Raw genomic sequence first — 16,353 nt, 5'->3', positions numbered from 1 at the left:
GGCGCCCGCCGTGGCGGTGGCGGCTATCGTGGCGGCAACTCTGGAGGTGGTGGCTATGGCGGTGGCGGTGGCGGCGGCGGTGGTGGTGGTGGTGGCCGGGGCAACGGGTCTCGTGGGCCGGGCGGCTCTCGCGGCTCTTTTGGACGCTGATCGCCCCACGGCGACCGCAGACAACAACCACCCAACGACAGCAGCGCCCGGCGCTGCGCCGCCCCAGGTGCATGTCCTGCATGCCCAGGGCCGGCGCGCACCGGACCTTGCACCCCATCCACGGCTGCACCTGCATGCTGTGGACTTCTCCACGCTGGGCGCAAGGCCCGTCGTGCCCGGCCTGCCGGAGCATGTGAACGACGTGTACATCACGCTCGGCACCACCATCAAGGCGGCAGGCAGCCAGCAGGCCTTTCGCGCCGTGGACCTGGATGCCGTGATCGCCACGGCACGCACCGCCCTGGCGGCCGGTGCCACCCGCTGCGGCGTGGTCACGGCCATGGGCGCCGATGCCCACTCCCGCATCTTCTACAACCGCACCAAGGGCGAGGTCGAGCAGGCGCTCAAGAGCCTGGGCTTCGCCACGCTGGTGATCGCGCGCCCTTCCCTGCTGCTGGGCGAACGCGAGGCCCTGGGCCAGGCGCCGCGCGCCGCCGAGTCCCTCTCCATCCAGGCCTTCAAGCTGCTGGACCCGATCATTCCCGCCAACTACCGCGCCCGCCCCGGTGCCGACGTGGCGCGCGCGCTGGTGCGGGCCGTGCAGGCCGGGCCGCGCGAGGGGGTGCCGCAGGTGCGGGTGTTGATGGGGCGGGAGTTGCAGCCGGATTGAGCGCCGCAGCCTCGCAGCTTGCTTATTTCTTGCCAGCCAGCGACGCGCGCACCGTATCCGTCTTGGCCACCACCGCATCGGCGCACGCTGCGATGCGCTCCACATCGCAGGTGGCCAGTTGCCGGTCGATGAGGGCATCCTTGCGGGTCGAAACCCAGGTCGCGGAATAGACGATGGAGCCCGCATCCTGCGCCGACATGGTGGCGATGCGCACCGTGATCTGGGCCTTGGCCGCGGCGTCCTGGTAGCGCATGGAACTGCTCTTGCGGATGCCCTCCGTCACCAGGGCCCCCAGGCGCTGGGCCTGCGGGCCATCGGACTCGGCGATGACGGCAACGTCGCGCACGGCGCTCTGTTGTGCATGCGCCTGCGGCAGCAGGCAGGCCATGGCGGCGGTGATGGCGACAGCGGCCACGGCAGCGCTCTTCTTGATCATTGCATTCCCTCTCTTTTTTGTCTCTGGAAGGATAGGCGCATAGGCCGCGCCGGCGCCATCCGCGCGTGGCACAAGCCCTCAAATTCGTGCAAGTCTTCGTAACAGAAGGGGCGCGCCCATCGGCCATGGTCCAACGTGCCGTAGCTTTCGCGCGGCGCATGAGGACCTGCGGGTCACCCGTTGCGCAGATCCAGCCCCGCACCGCTGCTTCACCACAGACTTTCCAGCAACTCATCGAGTTTGGCGGTAGCACCGGAACCGAGATCGGCGACCTCTGTTGGATAGTTGTGAGTGAGAAGTGCCGCGACCTCGGGCAACCTGGCCTTGTCCAGATCGAACGCGCTGACGCGATCAGGAAGACCGAGCGCGGTCACGAGGCTCGCGATCCTGCTGGCCAGTTGCCCTGCAGCGCCCTCGCCTCCAGGGCCGGGGGAAAAGACGGCAAGCTTGCCTGCATAGAAGTCGGCACAGGCACGAATGACTGGCGCGAGCGTGATACAGGAGGTCGCGCTGTGCGGCAGCCCATAGGTACCGCCAAGGATGTGCCCTATCCGGTGGCTCAACCCGTAGATGACCGATGCGGGAGAAAAATAGCACTGCCACGCGGCCAATTGAAGCTGTAGGAGATCGCTGGTCGTCACCAAGCCTGCATCGATCGCCTCGCGGGTCTGCATTGTCGGGGGCCATCTCTCCAGAACACCCAGAAATCGCGCCACGCCGCTGGCGGCCATGATCGCGTGCGGGTGCTCACTGGAGACCTGGCGCATTCCCTCGATCGCGTGATCGATGCTTTTGATGGCAGAGGACAGGAGCAGTGCGCGCGGGGTATCCAGCACGAGCACGGGGTCGATCACGACGATCTTCGGAACGCTCCCGCGTACCGCATGGCTGCGCTTGAATTTCTGTACACCGTCGGTTTCGGTGATTCCAAAATAGTGGGAGAACTCGGAGCCAGACAGCGTCGTCGGCAACGCTGCGATGGGAAGAAAGCGACCGGTCTTCTCGTGATGGAGATGCGACACCGCCTTGGCCGCGTCGAGCACGGACCCGCCCCCCAGCGCGATGATGGACTGCGCCCCGGATTGCCGGCAGGCGTCGAGCCCCTTTCGCACCGCGACATCAGGGACATGTGCGGGAAGGTCCATGAAGACGCCAGCCCCTTGCTTCAGATGGGGTTGCACATGGGATTGATGGAGCGTTGCCAAGGACTCGGCGGTGAAGGTGATCGCATGATTGATCCCAAACTCATCCAGCCTCCCCAGCGTGCCATGCAGCGCGCGCTCGCCCCAGAAGATGCCGTCTTGCGGCAGGCAGTTGTACTGGTCCATTGTGGTCGGCTCTTTCAGTGTTCAGACCGTGATCGGTTCCAGGCGGGCAAGCAGCTCCTGCTTGCGTTCGCGAAGCCAGGGAGGGAGCTGAAAGTCGGCTCCAAAGTGGCCAGGCTCTTCGTCGATGGCGAACCCGATGTCTGTGGTGGCCGCCTCGAACATCACACCGCCGGGCATCTTGAAGTACATCGAACGGAAGTAGTTGCGATTGACCGACTCGGAGGTGTCGATGTAGCCCATCGACATCAAGCGTTCCTTGATGACCATTTGCTGCTCCACGTTGTCCACCGCGAAGGCCACATGGTGAATGGTTCCTTCGCCGTAGATCGACGACCCCTGCAGTCGATCAGGCTCATGCAGGAATTCGACGATGGTGCCGGGCGTGCCGCCGGCAGTCTCGAAGCGGTGGTAAGGACCCGACTCGCCCGCATACGAGAACTGCAGCGCGTCCTGCATGAAGACGACGGACTCGGCCACTTCACGAAGCGACAAGGTGATGCTGTGTATCCCGCGGATCGCGAACTCTGGAGGAATGTCGCTGGCCAGGCACGGCGCACGGGCGTCTCGGTCCGATGCGACGAGATCGAATTCGATGCCACAAGGATGCTGAAAGCGCTGGCGCAATTCGCCAAAGCGTTCGGCCACCTCATCCTGGAAGATGACGCCCTTCGCGCTGAAGCGCTTGCGCCAGAAGTCCAGGGAACCCTTGGGCACGGAGTAGTTGATCACCTTGATCTGGCCCGAACCGCGCCTTCCCTTCACCCCTTTTTGCCTGAAGGGAAACGAGGTCACCAGCGTTCCCGCATCGCCCTGGGCATTGCCATAGTAGAGGTGGTAGACGGGCTCCTCGCCATCCAGCAGAACCGTCTTCTTGACGAGGCTCTGCCCCAGCAACTGGACGTAGAAATCCACATCTTCCTGTGCGCCGCTGACGCAGGCGGTCAAATGGTGAAAGCCTTTGATGATTGACATGGGAAACTCCTTTTGAAATATGGCAGTGCTTTGCTTGATGAAGTCTTCTTGAATGGTTGCGGCCATGCGCCGATGAACGGCCCACGGTGGGTGCGGTGCTTTGGTGAAGCAACGAAATCTCAGAAACTCGGGGATCTACTGGGAAGGCCAGCGATTGCGCTGGTAGCCGGCGGGCATCCACCGAGGCGGCTCGGTCTCTCACCCATCCCCGCGTTCCTGGTGGTGTCCGTGGGGCTGGCGCGAGGGTGTTTTGCCACGCAGGATCCGCTCCATCTGCAGCGCGATCTGCAGGAGCGCGCCATCCTGGCCCGGCCGGGCGACGATCTGCAGCGACGCGGGCAATGCGCCGTCGACCCCGACCAGGGGAATCGAGATCGCCGGAAAGCCCGCCATGTTGAAGGGAGCTGTGTAGGTCATCAGCGCCTCCCGAACGGTGCCGGACCAGTGGCCGATGCTCGTCAACTGGGCATCCAACAGCGGTGCCGTGCAGGGACAGGTCGGTAGCAGCAGGTAGTCGAGGGCCGACATGCGCTCGCGCAGATGCGCAGCGAAGCGACGGCGGGTTTGCTGTGCCTGGGAATAGTCGCCAAGGGCCAGTGCCTTGGCGCGCTCCAGCCGCTCGACCGTCTGCGCGCCGTAATGGGTGACGATGCGCCCCCAGTCGTTGCGCTTGAAATGCTCGATGGCGCCTTCGGTCAGGACAATGCTGGCAAACGCCTCGTAGACGGCATCGAAGAGATCCAATGCATCGAACTTCACGCATGCAAACACCTCCTCGATGCATGCGATGGCGCTGTCGAACGCGCGTGCGACCTCCGGACTCAGAGGGATGGGCGCAATCTCGCGCAGAACCCCTACGCGGGCTGAAACCCACGCACCGCTGCCGGGAGCCTTGATCTGGAGCGCGTCTGCGAGGATGGCGACATCATCGACGCTTTCTCCAAGAAGGCCGGGGTGGTCGAGGGTTGGCGCCAATGGGAACACGCCGCGTGTGGACAGCGTCCCGAACGTCGGCTTGAAGCCGACCACCCCACACAGTGCAGCAGGAATGCGCACGGAGCCGCCAGTATCTGTACCAAGGCTGGCGGCAATGGCCCCGAAGGCGATGGCTGCCGCCGCCCCGCCACTGGAGCCCCCTGGGATGCGGCTTCTGTCCAGCGGGTTCAGCGTGTTTCCGAACGCCGCACTGGAAGTCGTGACGCCCCAAGCGAATTCATGCGTCGTGGTCTTGCCTATCGGAATGGCGCCTTGCGCTACCAGCACCTGCACGATGTCCGCGTCGGCAGTGGGCAGGTGGCCCAGGTAGGCCTGCGAGCCGTAGTGGGTTTCAACATCCTTGGTGTCGATCAGATCCTTGACGGCGATAGGCAAGCCTTCAAGCTGTCGCGGCCTGCCCTGGCTGATTCGGACATCGCTGTCGGCTGCGGCCTGGAGGGCACGGTCCCAGGCGATGACGGAAAAGGCATTGACGGAGTGCTTGCAGTTCTCTGCCGTCCCAAGCGCTTGCCGTGTCAGCGCAAGCGCTGTGGTTTGCCTCGCCGCAAGGGCCGCTTGCGCCTGCCTGAGGCTGGGTGAGCGCGTGGAGGAAGGGCTGATGTTGCTCATGGCATGGTGTTGGCAATCACGGTGTCTCTGTCAGGCCCAGGGCCTTGCATGGCAGGACTCGACGTTCAGAAATTTGGCCGATGGATTTGGCCGATGGAGGTGAGGCTGCGGGCGGTCATCGCCCTCCGGTCCCTGCCGCTGTGCCCGGCGCAGCGCCAGGCACAGCGGCAGACCGGATGCAACCCGGCTCAACGATGCCCGCCTGATCCGCGCAAAAGAACTCAAACCAGGTCCAGCACTTGATCCACAGCCTGCCGCGGCTTGCGTGGCCAGTTGGTCGGCAAGGCCTTGCCAACGGCCAGCAGCAGCACTGGTACCTCATCCGCCCGCAGGCTGAACTCGCGGGCAACCGCCTCGGCATCGAAGCCGATCATCGGGGCCGTGCCCCATCCTTTTGCCTGGGCCGCCTGGGTGAGCGTGGCGGCGCCAAAGGTGGCGGTGCGCACGGCTTCGTCGCGGGAGCGCTGGGGCTGCCCGTCGTAGAGGCTTTTGGCGGCCCCCTGCCAGCCCGGCACCATGTCGGCCGGGAAGAAGCCCGCCGACACCGCCGGGGCCAGGCGGTCTGCAAGGCTCTGGAAGTCGGGCATCTTGCCGACCACGATGAAGGTCACCGCCGCGTCGGTGATCTTTGCCTGGTCCCAGGAGATCTTGCGCAGGCGGGCCTGTGCGTCGGGGGTTCGCACGGCGATGAAGCGCCAGTTCTGCAGGTTGAAGGAGCTGGGCGCCAAGGTGGCGAGCCGCACGAGTTCCGCGATTTCCGCGTCCTGGAGGCGGTGGGTGGGATCGAACAGGTTGGTGGTGCGCTGGGCTTCGATGGCGTGGATGACGGCTTCAGACATGGTTTTCTTTCCATTGAAAGGACGAAGGAATACCGAAGCGCGCCCGGTGCGCCGCTTCGATGGCGAGAGAAATGGGTGTGGAGGGTGATGCCTAGACAATGCTGTCGACGACGCCGCCGTCGACCCGCAGTGCAGCACCTGTCGTGGCCGACGCCTGCTCGGAGCTGACGTAGATCACCATGTTGGCCACCTCGTCCACATGGGCTGCGCGGCGGATGATGGAAGAGGACCGGTGGGTCGCAATGAAGTCGGCCGCGACCTGTTCGAGGGAGGCGCCGGTGCGCTGCACTTCGGCCTGGAACATCTCTGCAACCCCCTCCGACAGGGTCGGCCCTGGCAGGACGGCATTGACCGTGACCCCCGTGCCGGCCAGGCGTTTTGCCAGGCCGCGGGACACGGCCAGTTGAGCCGTCTTGGTGAAGCCGTAATGCACCATGTCCGACGGAATGTTGAGCGCGGACTCGGACGATATGAAGACGATGCGGCCCCAGCCGCGCTGCACCATCCCCTGCGCATACTGCCTCGACAGCCGCACGCCGGACATCACGTTGGTCTGGAAGAAACGGTCCCACTCGCTGTCGGGTGTTTCAAAGAAGTCCTGGGGTCCGAACACCCCCAGGTTGTTCACCAGGATGTCGAAATCCGCATGTTCTTGCCGAAGGTGATCGGCAGCCTGTGACTGGGACAGGTCGCCCACGAAGCCAGAGGCCCGCGCGTTGCCCCCCAGCCGCTTGAGCGCCGCGTCGACGCCCTCCTGGGTGCGGCCATTGATGACCACCGTGGCCCCGGCATCGAGAAAGCCGCGCGCAGTGGCCAGGCCGATGCCGTGGGTCGAGCCGGTCACCAGAACCTTGCGGTTTTTGAATTGGATGTGCATGTTGTGGACGCCAGGGGCGCTATGTGTAGGAGGTGCATCCATGGTATTTACCCGCCTTCCGGCGCACAATCCATCTAACTTGCAAATTACTTTTTGAGAAACTCAAAAAATGGATCGCATTGATGCGCTGCGCCTGTACGTGGCGGTGGCCGAGAGTGGTAGTTTTTCGTCCGTCGCCCGGCAGCGGTCGATTGCCGTGTCCACGGTGAGCCTGGCGGTAAACCAGTTGGAGCTGGAATTCCAGACGCGGCTCATGGCGCGCTCGACCCGCCAGCTCGCACTCACGCATGAGGGCGAAGTGCTGCTTGGCGATGCACGGCGCATCGTTGCCGAGTGGGATGCAAGCCTGAGCGGGCTGGGGCAGGACCGCGTGCTTTCAGGCCCCATTCGACTGACGTCGACCAACGACTTCGGCCGGGCGCAGCTGCTGCCGTTGCTGGACACCTTCCAGGCCCTGCATGGCGAGGTGTCGCTCACCCTGCTGCTGAGCGACAGCAACCTCGACCTGATCGAAGACCACATCGATGTGGCCCTGCGCTATGGCCCCTTGCCGGATTCAGGCTACCGCGCACGGCTGCTGATGCCTGGCAGGCGCCTGGTCTGTGCAACCCCGGCCTACTGGGACAGCAGGGGCCGCCCGCGCCACCCCAGCGAACTGGCGGACCACAACTGCCTGGTGCTGGCGCGCCCCGGAGCACCCTTGGTGGCCTGGCCGTTCCGGGAGGATGGCCGCCTGTTTCACGTCAAGGTGCGGGGCGACCGCCAAGGCAGCGATGGCGACCTGCTCAGGTACTGGGCAAACCAGGGCATCGGGGTGACCTTCAAGAATTCCTGCGACGTCAAGAAGGAGCTTGAGGAAGGCACGCTGGAGCGGGTGCTGGAGGATTTCGACGCCGGGCCGGTGGATCTGTACGCCGTGCACCAGGGTGGATTCCCAAGCCGCCGCGTGACTGCCCTGCTCGACTTTCTGGCCCAGGCGCTGGCATAGCACTCTGCAGTGACGGAGCAAGGGGTGCCGGCTTGAGGTGCCCTCACCCCTGCAAAGGCAATTTTCCATACTATTCAGTCTGCAAATTAATTGCTAGACTTTCCAGTCTGTTAAATTAACTTGCCCATCGCCATGACAACCCTTGCATCTGCTATCGTCGACAGCCCCATCAGCGCACTTCTGGCGCGCATCGTCCTCACCACGCTGTTCTGGATGGCGGGCTTGTATGGTGTGTTCAACTTCAGCGCCATCGTGCAGGAAATGGTCAACGAAAAACTCCCCGTTCCCGTGGCGTTCGCTGTGGCGACCATTGCGACCCAGATCCTGGGCTCTGCCCTGGTCATCACCAATTTCCAGGGCCTTGGGTGGGTGGGCGCCGTGGGGCTGGCGGTGTTCACGCTGCTGACCATTCCCTTCGGGCATGCGTTCTGGACGTTCGACGAGCCCCGCAAGACCGCCGAGTTCCACATTGCGCTGGAACACATCACCGTCGCTGGCGGGCTGCTGCTGGCGGCAATCTACCTGGCCAAGCGATGACCGAACCTGTCGGCAAACGGGGGCGCCCCAAGGACGGTGCCAAGCGGCAAGCCATTCTGGACGCAGCCCGACAGCTGTTCCTCGAGCGCGGCGTGGAGGTCACGACCGACGAGGTGGTGGCCAGCGCGGGCGTGGCGAAAGCGACTCTGTACGCCAACTTTGCCGACAAGAACGAGCTGATCGAAGCGGTCATCCAAAGGGAGTCGGCCGCCATCATTGCCGACAGCATCGTTCACGAGGACCTTGGGTTCACCGAGCGGCTGGAGTTGTTTGGCGAGCGCTATGTGCGCTTTGGCCTCGACAAGGACATCGCCGGGTGGGACCGGCTCATCGCACACGGTGCGCGCAACGACCCGACACTGCCCAACCGCTTCTTCGATGCAGGCCCGGGCCGCTGGCACGCCCTGCTGATGCAGCTCCTGGAGTCGCCAGACGCCAGGCGGGAGCTGTCGATACCTGACACGAGCCAGGCGGCTGCCGACCTGTCAGGGCTCTGGCTGGGATTGATCGGCCTGCAAGTGCGGCTGGGTGCCGCGGCGTTGCTGAGCCCCACCGACATCACGCGGCGCGTGCGGCACGGTATCGCGGTCTTCCGCTCGCACTACCGGCGGGCGTAGGCGAGGCCTGCCCCAGGGTGGTGGTGCCGCAGCCTGAGGCGCCGGTGATGTGGATGTGCATGTGGGCACGACTAGCGCACCGAACCGGCCTTCGGCAAAAACTTCACACCCACCTCATAGGGATGGCGACACGGCACGCAACAATCGTGCACCATTCCACCGGACTTTCGCAGCCTCGCAGCGATGCCAGCACGACCCCGCTCCTTTCTTACCCGTTTCACCCAGGCCGTGCTGGCAGGATCGGCCGTGGCGCTGTTGGTGCCCTTGCTGGCCGTGTTGATCGAGTTCGCCACGCTGCCCTTGCTGCTGCCCGATGGCACGCCCGACGACGGCTACACGCACACGATCACCACGACCCTGATGGCCTGGCCCGTGCTGTACCTGGTGGTGGCGGCAGCCCATGCAGTGCTTTTCTACCTGCTGGCGCGGCTGCGCCTGCTGCGCTGGCCGGTGGCGACAGGCCTGCCGGCGGCCCTGGTGGGCGCAGGCCTTCTCGCCCTGGGGACCGGTGCCCTGGCTTCCACGGCGGTTGCAGCGTCGTTCGCGGCGGGCGGCCTGGTGGTGTGGAGGATCGCTCTGCCAAAGGCGCAGAGAGCAAGCCAGGGCGGGCCGGGCCTCGGGCGCCGGCCGGTCTTCAGCCCGCAAGCCGCCCCCGCGCCGCCCACCGCCCGACCAGGAGCCCCCCGCAAACCGCCATGATCGCCGCCGAGACCAGGAATGGATCCCCCGGCAGCGCCTGTGCGCCTGTGGGGCGTGCTTCATCCCATCAAATCCAGGCAGCCCAGGTCTTCCACCGCATCGGCAACACGGCCGATCTGGGGCCACCAGACATAGGCCGACATGCCCCGCGCAAAGCGCGCCAGGGGCGTGCGCAGGTGCAGCAGCACCGCGAGCCGGTAGTCCTGCTGCAGGGTCTCGCGTGAATAGTCGCCCACCCCGCTGGCCACGAGCGCTGCATGGTAGCGGTCGAGCAGCGGCATCTCAAAGCGCGCACGCACGCTGCGGTCCCACTGCACCGCCATCATGTACGAGAGATCCCACACGCCCACACCCAGGTGCCAGCCATCCCAGTCGATGAGCTTGGCCACCCCGGCGGCGTTGCCCTCGCGCGGCACCATCCAGTTCCAGACGTGGGCGTCGCCGTGGACCCAGGTGCGCTGGGAGAGCCGGTCGGCGCGCTCCACCAGGGCCGCAAACCCGCGCAGGAACTGGGCGTACATGCCCCGCGTGCGTTCGTCCAGTGCATCACCGGCCTGGGCCTGCAGGCGCTGCCAGGCGCCGTCCTGCCAATCCGATGCGCGCAGGCGCTCCCACAATGTGGTGCCACCCGTGCCCGGCGCCTGGCCGGCATCCCGGCCGGCGGCATGAAAGCGCGCCAGCGCCTCGACGATCTGCGCATTGCGTGCCAGGGTCGGCGGCAGCGGCGCCTCGCTGGGGCGCTGGTGCGACTCCGACAGGTCCTCCATCAGCAGCCAGGTGCGTCCCGTGGCTTCGTCCACGCCACCGGCGTAGAAGCGGGGGATCACCGGGCTGGCGAGGCGCGCAGCAATGGTCTCGTAGAACGGCAGCTCCGGCTGGCCGAAGCCGGGGTGCGATACCTTGAGCACGGCGCGTGCCGGGACGCCGGCGACTGCATCGCCCCAGTCCAGCACCACGCCCGTCAGGTCGGAGAGGTAGCCTGGGGCATCGATCTCCCGGGGGGTTGCAGAGCGCAGCGTGGCGCCCTGCAGCGCCAGGTGACACGCCGGTTGACGCGCCATGTGTTCGGCCAGAAAGGCCGGCGCCAGCAGGCGCGCGAGGATGGTGGGGTCCAATGGTTCCCTGGGGTCTGGTGGTCGGCAGGTGATTGTCGCCGACGCCCACTCAGCCCGCCGCTGCGGGCCGGGCCGGTGCCGCGTCGGCGAGCATGCCGATCAGCGTATCGGGGCTGACCGGCTTGACCAGGTGGTGGTCGAAGCCGGCCTCGCGCGCCCAGCGCATGTCCTGCGCCTGCCCCCAGCCGGTGATGGCCCACAGCTGCAGCAGGCTTCGGCCCCCGAGGGCGCGGATGGCGCGGCAGGCTTCGTAGCCGTTGAGCCGGGGCATGCCGATGTCCAGCAGCACCAGCTCGGGATCGAAGTGCCGCGCCGCCTCGACCGCGGCCTCGCCATCGTAGACGCAGTGCACCGTGTGGCCCAGCGCGCCCAGCAGCTCGGCCAGCGCGTCGGCCGCGTCCTGGTTGTCGTCGGCCACCAGGATGCGCAGCGGCGCCGCCGCGCGGGCGCCCTGCGCGGCACCGGCGTTCAACGCCACGGCCGCCCGCTCGGCCGGGCCGACCAGGGGCAGGCGCACCACGAAGGAGCTGCCGCGGCCCACGCCCTCGCTGAAGGCCGCAATCGCGCCGCCATGCAGCTCGATCAGGCGCCGCGTGAGGGCCAGGCCGATCCCCAGGCCGCCGCGCGAGCGCGACAGGGCGGCCTCCTCCTGCGAGAACATCTCAAACACTTTTTCCAGGCGGCCCGGCGCGATGCCGATGCCCTGGTCGGTCAGCGTGACCCGGGCCTCCTCGGCCGAGGTGTCGACCGACAGCTCGATGCGCCCGCCGGCATCCATGTACTTGGCGGCGTTGAGCAGCAGGTTCATGAACACCTGGGCCAGGCGCGTCGGGTCGCCGTCGAGCGTGAGCGACGCGGGCGGCAGCTGCATCTCCAACGTGTGCTTTTGCTCGTCGATCATGGGCCGCGCCGCGTCGATGGCGTCCTGCAGAATGCCGGCCAGCGCCACGCGGCTGCTGTGCAGCTGGATCTTGCCCTGGTTGATGCGGCTCACGTCCATGAGGTCGTCGATCAGCCGGCTCATGGACTTGACCTGCCGGTCGATGAGGTCGGCCGCGCGCTCGACATGCGGCGCCTGCTCGCCCTTCAGGCGCAGCAGCCTGAGCGCGTAGCTCACGGGAGCCAGCGGGTTGCGCAGCTCGTGCGCCAGCGTGGCCAGGAACTCGTCCTTGCGCCGGTCGGCCTCGCGCAGCTGCGCGTCGCGCAGCTGCAGCGCATGGGTGCGCTCCTGCACCCGGCGCTCCAGGGTTTCGTTGAGCAGGCGCAGCTGCTCCTCGGCGGCGCCGCGTTCCGCGACCTCCTGCACCAGGGCCTGGTTCAGTTGCTCCAGCGCCAGGGTCTTACGGTACAGGTCGGCGAAGATGGCCACCTTGGAGCGCAGCACGCCCACGTTGAAGGGCTTGTGCAGGTAGTCCACGGCGCCGCTGCCGTAGCCTTCGACGACATGCCGGTCGTCGTTGAAGTAGGCGGTCAGGAAGATGATGGGCACGTGCGCCGTCTTCTTGCGCTGCTTGATCAGCTGCGCCAGCTCGAAGCCGGTCATGTCCGGCATGTTCACGTCCAGCACCAGCACCGCGAACTCGTGGTTCATCAGCGCCATCAGCGCCTCGGAGCCCGACGAGGCGTACACCAGGCTGTAGCCCGAATCCTGGAACACCGCCTCCATCACGGCCAGGTTCGAGGGCTCGTCGTCCACCACCAGGATCTTCACGGGCACGCCGGGGCCCGCCTCGGGCACAGGCCCGCTGCCGCCATCCTGCGCCGCGATGGCGGCGGGCACGGCAGTTGCCAGGGGCGACAGGGGTGCCGGGAGGTCGGGGGACGCTGGGAACATGGTCATCGGGCCCTGGCTCAGCGGTGCAGCCATACGCGCATCAGCGAGAGCAGCTGGTTGGTGTTCACCGGCTTGGCGATGTAGTCGCTGGCACCGGCCTCCAGGCATTTCTCGCGGTCGCCCTTCATGGCCTTGGCCGTGAGCGCCAGGATGGGCAGCGTGCCGAAGCGGCGGTCCTTGCGGATCTCGCGCATGGTCTCGTAGCCATCCATCTCCGGCATCATGATGTCCATCAGCACCATCGACAGCTCGGGCGTGCGGTCGATGATCTCGATGGCCTGGCGGCCGTTGGTGGCACTGATGACCTCCACGGCATGGTTCTCCAGCACCGAGGTCAGCGCGAAGATGTTGCGCGCATCGTCGTCCACCACCAGCACCTTGCGCCCGCGCAGCGCGTCCGACGAGTTGTGCAGGCGCTCGAGCATGGCCTGCTTGTCGGGCGGCAGCTCGGTGATCACCCGGTGCAAAAAGAGCGCGGTCTCGTCGAGCAGGCGCTCGGGCGACTGCACGTCCTTGAGGATGATGCTGCGCGACAGCGCCTGCAGCCGCTCCTGCTCGCTGCGGCTCAGGTCCTTGCCGGTGAACACCACCACCGGCAGTTGCGACCAGGCCGGCTCGGCGCGCACCTGCTCGAGCAGCTCGAAGCCGCTCATGTCGGGCAGGCGCAGGTCCAGCACCACGCAGTCGAAGGGCTCGGCCCGGAGCGCCTGCAGCGCCTCGCCGCCGCTCGGGGCGGGCACGATCTCGATGTCGTCGTTGCCCAGCAGCTCGAGCACGGCTGCGCGCTCGATATCGTTGTCCTCGACCACCAGCAGGCGCTTGGTGCGCGGCACGATGAAGTCCTTGATGCGGCCAAACGCCGCCTCCAGGCCGGTGGTGGTGGGGCCCTTGACCAGGTAGGCAAAGGCGCCGTGCGACAGCCCGTGCTGGCGCTCCTCCTCCTGGGTGATGATCTGCACCGGGATGTGGCGCAGCGCCGGGTCGAGCTTGAGCTGGTTGAGCACCGTCCAGCCCAGCATGTCGGGCAGGAAGATGTCCAGGCACACGGCCGCCGGCCGGTACTCGCGCGCCAGCGCCAGGCCCAGCGCGCCCTTGTTGGCGACGATGCCCTTGAAGCCGTGCTCGCGCGCCAGGCCCAGCAGGATGCGCGCGTAGTGCGGGTCGTCCTCGATGATCAGCAGCACCTGGTCCTGCGGGATGATGGCCTCGCGGTCGTCGGCCACCTGCTCCTCGCGCAGGCCGCCCAGCGTGGCCAGCGCGCGGCTCGGGGCCTGCTCGGCCAGCTCAGCCGGCCCGCGCGGCCCGGTGCTCTCGCCGTCCACATGCTCCAGGGGCAGGTACAGGGTGAACACGCTGCCCTGGCCGAAGACGCTGGTCAGCCGGATCTCGCCGCCCAGCAGCACCGCCAGCTCGCGGCTGATGGCCAGGCCCAGGCCGGTGCCACCGTACTTGCGCGAGGTGCCGGCATCGGCCTGCTGGAAGGCCTCGAAGATGAGCCGCTGCTTCTCGGGCGCCACGCCGATGCCGGTATCCTCCACCGCGAAGGCCACCACCTGCTGCGCCTGGCGCAGCACCGGGTGCTCGGGCGTCCAGCCGACCTTGGCGATGCCCACGCGCACCTCGACCTGGCCCTGGCTCGTGAACTTGACCGCGTTGGACAACAGGTTCTTCAGGATCTGCTGCAGGCGCTTGGGGTCGCTGGCCATGGAGCGCGGCAGGTCGCGCTCGAAGCGGATGTGGAACGGCAGGTTCTTGGCCTCGGCCACATGGCGGAAGTTGCGGTCGATGTTGTCGCGCAGCGCCGCGAAGCTGATCTCCTCCACGTCCACCGTGACCGTGCCCGATTCGATCTTGGACAGGTCCAGGATGTCGTTGATCAGGTGCAGCAGGTCGGTGCCCGAGGAGTTGATGTTGCGCGAGAACTCGATCTGCTTGGGCGAGAGGTTGCGCGCGCCGTTCTCGGCCAGCTGCTGGCTCAGGATGAGGATGGAGTTGAGCGGCGTGCGCAGCTCGTGCGACATGTTGGCCAGGAACTCCGACTTGTACTTGGAGGTCAGCGCCAGCTCCGAGGCCTTTTCTTCCAGCGCCCCGCGCGCCTGCTCGACCTCGGTGTTCTTGCGCTCGACCTCGGCGTTCTGCTCGGCCAGCAGGCGCGCCTTGGTGCCCAGCTCCTCGTTGGTCTGCTGCAGCTCGCTCTGGCGCGACTGCAGCTCGGCGGTGAGCTGCTGCGACTGGGTGAGCAGGCCTTCGGTGCGCATGGTCGCCTCGATGGTGTTGATCACGGCCCCGATGTTCAGCGCCAGCTGGTCCAGGAAGTTCAGGTTCACCGCGGTGAAGGGGTGCAGCGAGGCCAGCTCGATCACCGCCTTGGTCTGGTTCTCGAACAGCACCGGCAGCACCACCACGTTCACGCGCTGCGCCTCGCCCAGGCTGGAGCCGATGCGGATGAAATCGGGCGACACGCCGGTCAGCAGGATGCGCTTTTGCTCCACCGCGCACTGGCCCACCAGGCCTTCGCCCAGGGCCAGCCGCTCGGCCAGCCGCGCCTGGCCCACCTGGGCATAGCCCGACAGCCGCGCCAGAGCGCCCCCGGCCCCGTCCTGGCCGTCCAGGTGGTAGACCGTGCCCTGGTGGGCATCGACCAGTGGCGCCAGCTCCGACAGCAGCAGCTTGCCCACCGTGGTGAGCTCGCGCTGGCCCTGCAGCATGCCGGTGAAGCGCGCCAGGTTGGTCTTGAGCCAGTCCTGCTCGCGGTTGCGCTCGGTGGTCTCGCGCAGGTTGGAGATCATGGTGTTGATGTTGTCCTTGAGCTCGGACACCTCGCCCTTGGCATCGACCTGGATGGAGCGCGTAAGGTCGCCCTTGGTCACCGCGGTGGCCACCTCGGCGATGGCGCGCACCTGGGTGGTGAGGTTGGCCGCCAGCAGGTTGACGTTGCCGGTCAGGTCCTTCCAGGTGCCGGCCGCGCCGGGCACGTTGGCCTGGCCGCCCAGCCGGCCGTCCACGCCCACCTCGCGCGCCACGTTGGTCACCTGGTCGGCAAAGGTGGCCAGGGTGTCGGTCATGCCGTTGATGGTGTCGGCCAGCGCCGCCACCTCGCCCTTGGCCTGCACCGTCAGGCGCTGGCTCAGGTTGCCGTCGGCCACGGCGGTCACCACCTTGACGATGCCACGCACCTGCTCGGTCAGGTTGCTGGCCATGAAGTTCACGTTGTCGGTCAGGTCCTTCCAGGTGCCGGCCACGCCGGGCACCGCGGCCTGGCCGCCGAGCTTGCCCTCGGTGCCCACCTCGCGCGCCACGCGCGTCACCTCGCTGGCAAAGCCGTTGAGCTGGTCCACCATGGTGTTGATGGTGTTCTTGAGCTCCAGGATTTCGCCGTTCACGTCCACGGTGATCTTGCGGTTCAGGTCGCCGCGCGCCACGGCGGTGGTCACCTCGGCGATGTTGCGCACCTGGCTGGTGAGGTTGGCGCCCATGGTGTTGACCGAGTCGGTCAGGTCCTTCCAGGTGCCGGCCACGCCGGGCACCACGGCCTGCACGCCCAGGCGGCCCTCGGTGCCCACCTCGCGCGCCACGCGCGTCACCTCGGAGGCAAAGGAGCGCAGCTGGTCGACCATGGTGTTGATGGTCTCCTTGAGCTGCAGGATCTCGCCGCGCACGTCCACCGTGATCTTCTTGGAGAGGTC

Annotated in this window: 14 protein-coding genes; 5 read left to right on the top strand and 9 right to left on the bottom strand. The window is 66.8% G+C overall.

Annotated elements, in window-relative coordinates:
* A partial coding sequence (locus tag PMI14_RS19645; RefSeq protein ID WP_007857069.1) for a hypothetical protein occupies positions 1 to 820 on the top strand: 820 nt, incomplete at its 5' end.
* A 22-nt stretch (positions 821 to 842) separates the two neighbouring features.
* Here the strand turns inward: PMI14_RS19645 and PMI14_RS19640 are convergent.
* The 6 genes from PMI14_RS19640 to PMI14_RS19615 all read right to left on the bottom strand — a co-directional run bounded on the left by PMI14_RS19640 (position 843) and on the right by PMI14_RS19615 (position 6,877).
* Positions 843 to 1,256 (bottom strand): hypothetical protein, encoded by a 414-nt coding sequence (locus PMI14_RS19640; protein WP_007857068.1) that lies wholly within the window; start codon positions 1,254 to 1,256, stop codon positions 843 to 845.
* Positions 1,257 to 1,465: 209 nt separating this feature from the next.
* A complete protein-coding gene (locus PMI14_RS19635; RefSeq protein WP_007857067.1) occupies positions 1,466 to 2,584 on the bottom strand; it encodes an iron-containing alcohol dehydrogenase in 1,119 nt (372 codons plus the stop codon).
* 21 nt (positions 2,585 to 2,605) lie between these two features.
* Positions 2,606 to 3,556, bottom strand: coding sequence for a ring-cleaving dioxygenase (locus tag PMI14_RS19630; RefSeq protein ID WP_007857066.1), 951 nt, complete (start codon positions 3,554 to 3,556; stop codon positions 2,606 to 2,608).
* Between the two features lie 198 nt (positions 3,557 to 3,754).
* Positions 3,755 to 5,161 (bottom strand): amidase, encoded by a 1,407-nt coding sequence (locus PMI14_RS19625; protein WP_007857065.1) that lies wholly within the window; start codon positions 5,159 to 5,161, stop codon positions 3,755 to 3,757.
* A gap of 221 nt (positions 5,162 to 5,382) precedes the next feature.
* Positions 5,383 to 6,000, bottom strand: coding sequence for a nitroreductase family protein (locus PMI14_RS19620; protein ID WP_007857064.1), 618 nt, complete (start codon positions 5,998 to 6,000; stop codon positions 5,383 to 5,385).
* Between the two features lie 91 nt (positions 6,001 to 6,091).
* The gene (locus PMI14_RS19615; RefSeq protein WP_007857063.1) at positions 6,092 to 6,877 is read right to left on the bottom strand and encodes an SDR family NAD(P)-dependent oxidoreductase; all 786 of its coding nucleotides are present in this window, start codon (positions 6,875 to 6,877) and stop codon (positions 6,092 to 6,094) included.
* Positions 6,878 to 6,986: 109 nt separating this feature from the next.
* Here PMI14_RS19615 and PMI14_RS19610 point away from each other — a divergent pair, with 109 nt between their 5' ends.
* The 4 genes from PMI14_RS19610 to PMI14_RS19595 all read left to right on the top strand — a co-directional run bounded on the left by PMI14_RS19610 (position 6,987) and on the right by PMI14_RS19595 (position 9,718).
* Complete coding sequence (locus tag PMI14_RS19610) at positions 6,987 to 7,865, top strand: LysR family transcriptional regulator (RefSeq protein ID WP_007857062.1); 879 nt, start codon at positions 6,987 to 6,989, stop codon at positions 7,863 to 7,865.
* 132 nt (positions 7,866 to 7,997) lie between these two features.
* A complete protein-coding gene (locus tag PMI14_RS19605; protein ID WP_007857061.1) occupies positions 7,998 to 8,402 on the top strand; it encodes a DoxX family protein in 405 nt (134 codons plus the stop codon).
* Complete coding sequence (locus tag PMI14_RS19600) at positions 8,399 to 9,019, top strand: TetR/AcrR family transcriptional regulator (protein WP_007857060.1); 621 nt, start codon at positions 8,399 to 8,401, stop codon at positions 9,017 to 9,019. Before PMI14_RS19605 ends, PMI14_RS19600 begins: the two co-directional genes overlap by 4 nt.
* A 183-nt stretch (positions 9,020 to 9,202) precedes the next feature.
* Positions 9,203 to 9,718, top strand: coding sequence for a hypothetical protein (locus PMI14_RS19595; protein WP_007857059.1), 516 nt, complete (start codon positions 9,203 to 9,205; stop codon positions 9,716 to 9,718).
* A 59-nt stretch (positions 9,719 to 9,777) separates the two neighbouring features.
* Here the strand turns inward: PMI14_RS19595 and PMI14_RS19590 are convergent, their stop codons facing one another.
* From PMI14_RS19590 to PMI14_RS19580, 3 genes are all read right to left on the bottom strand, one after another.
* Positions 9,778 to 10,833, bottom strand: a complete 1,056-nt coding sequence (locus tag PMI14_RS19590) for an aminoglycoside phosphotransferase family protein (RefSeq protein ID WP_007857058.1) — start codon at positions 10,831 to 10,833, stop codon at positions 9,778 to 9,780.
* A 49-nt stretch (positions 10,834 to 10,882) separates the two neighbouring features.
* A complete protein-coding gene (locus tag PMI14_RS19585) occupies positions 10,883 to 12,667 on the bottom strand; it encodes a response regulator (protein WP_158279166.1) in 1,785 nt (594 codons plus the stop codon).
* Between the two features lie 17 nt (positions 12,668 to 12,684).
* The coding region (locus PMI14_RS19580) for a response regulator (RefSeq protein ID WP_007857056.1) at positions 12,685 to 16,353 on the bottom strand (3,669 nt) is incomplete at its 5' end.

Origin of the sequence: Acidovorax sp. CF316 (assembly GCF_000276605.1) — a bacterium.
GTDB lineage: Bacteria > Pseudomonadota > Gammaproteobacteria > Burkholderiales > Burkholderiaceae_C > Acidovorax.
This window is presented reverse-complemented; position numbering and strand designations above follow the sequence as displayed.

Bases quoted from the DNA above. Each gene is read 5' to 3' on its own strand.
- PMI14_RS19625 (WP_007857065.1), bottom strand. From the start codon at position 5,161: ATGAGCAACATCAGCCCTTCCTCCACGCGCTCACCCAGCCTCAGGCAG.
- PMI14_RS19585 (WP_158279166.1), bottom strand. From the start codon at position 12,667: ATGTTCCCAGCGTCCCCCGACCTCCCGGCACCCCTGTCGCCCCTGGCA.
- PMI14_RS19640 (WP_007857068.1), bottom strand. From the start codon at position 1,256: ATGATCAAGAAGAGCGCTGCCGTGGCCGCTGTCGCCATCACCGCCGCC.
- PMI14_RS19605 (WP_007857061.1), top strand. From the start codon at position 7,998: ATGACAACCCTTGCATCTGCTATCGTCGACAGCCCCATCAGCGCACTT.
- PMI14_RS19635 (WP_007857067.1), bottom strand. From the start codon at position 2,584: ATGGACCAGTACAACTGCCTGCCGCAAGACGGCATCTTCTGGGGCGAG.
- PMI14_RS19615 (WP_007857063.1), bottom strand. From the start codon at position 6,877: ATGCACATCCAATTCAAAAACCGCAAGGTTCTGGTGACCGGCTCGACC.
- PMI14_RS19610 (WP_007857062.1), top strand. From the start codon at position 6,987: ATGGATCGCATTGATGCGCTGCGCCTGTACGTGGCGGTGGCCGAGAGT.
- PMI14_RS19620 (WP_007857064.1), bottom strand. From the start codon at position 6,000: ATGTCTGAAGCCGTCATCCACGCCATCGAAGCCCAGCGCACCACCAAC.
- PMI14_RS19595 (WP_007857059.1), top strand. From the start codon at position 9,203: ATGCCAGCACGACCCCGCTCCTTTCTTACCCGTTTCACCCAGGCCGTG.
- PMI14_RS19600 (WP_007857060.1), top strand. From the start codon at position 8,399: ATGACCGAACCTGTCGGCAAACGGGGGCGCCCCAAGGACGGTGCCAAG.
- PMI14_RS19630 (WP_007857066.1), bottom strand. From the start codon at position 3,556: ATGTCAATCATCAAAGGCTTTCACCATTTGACCGCCTGCGTCAGCGGC.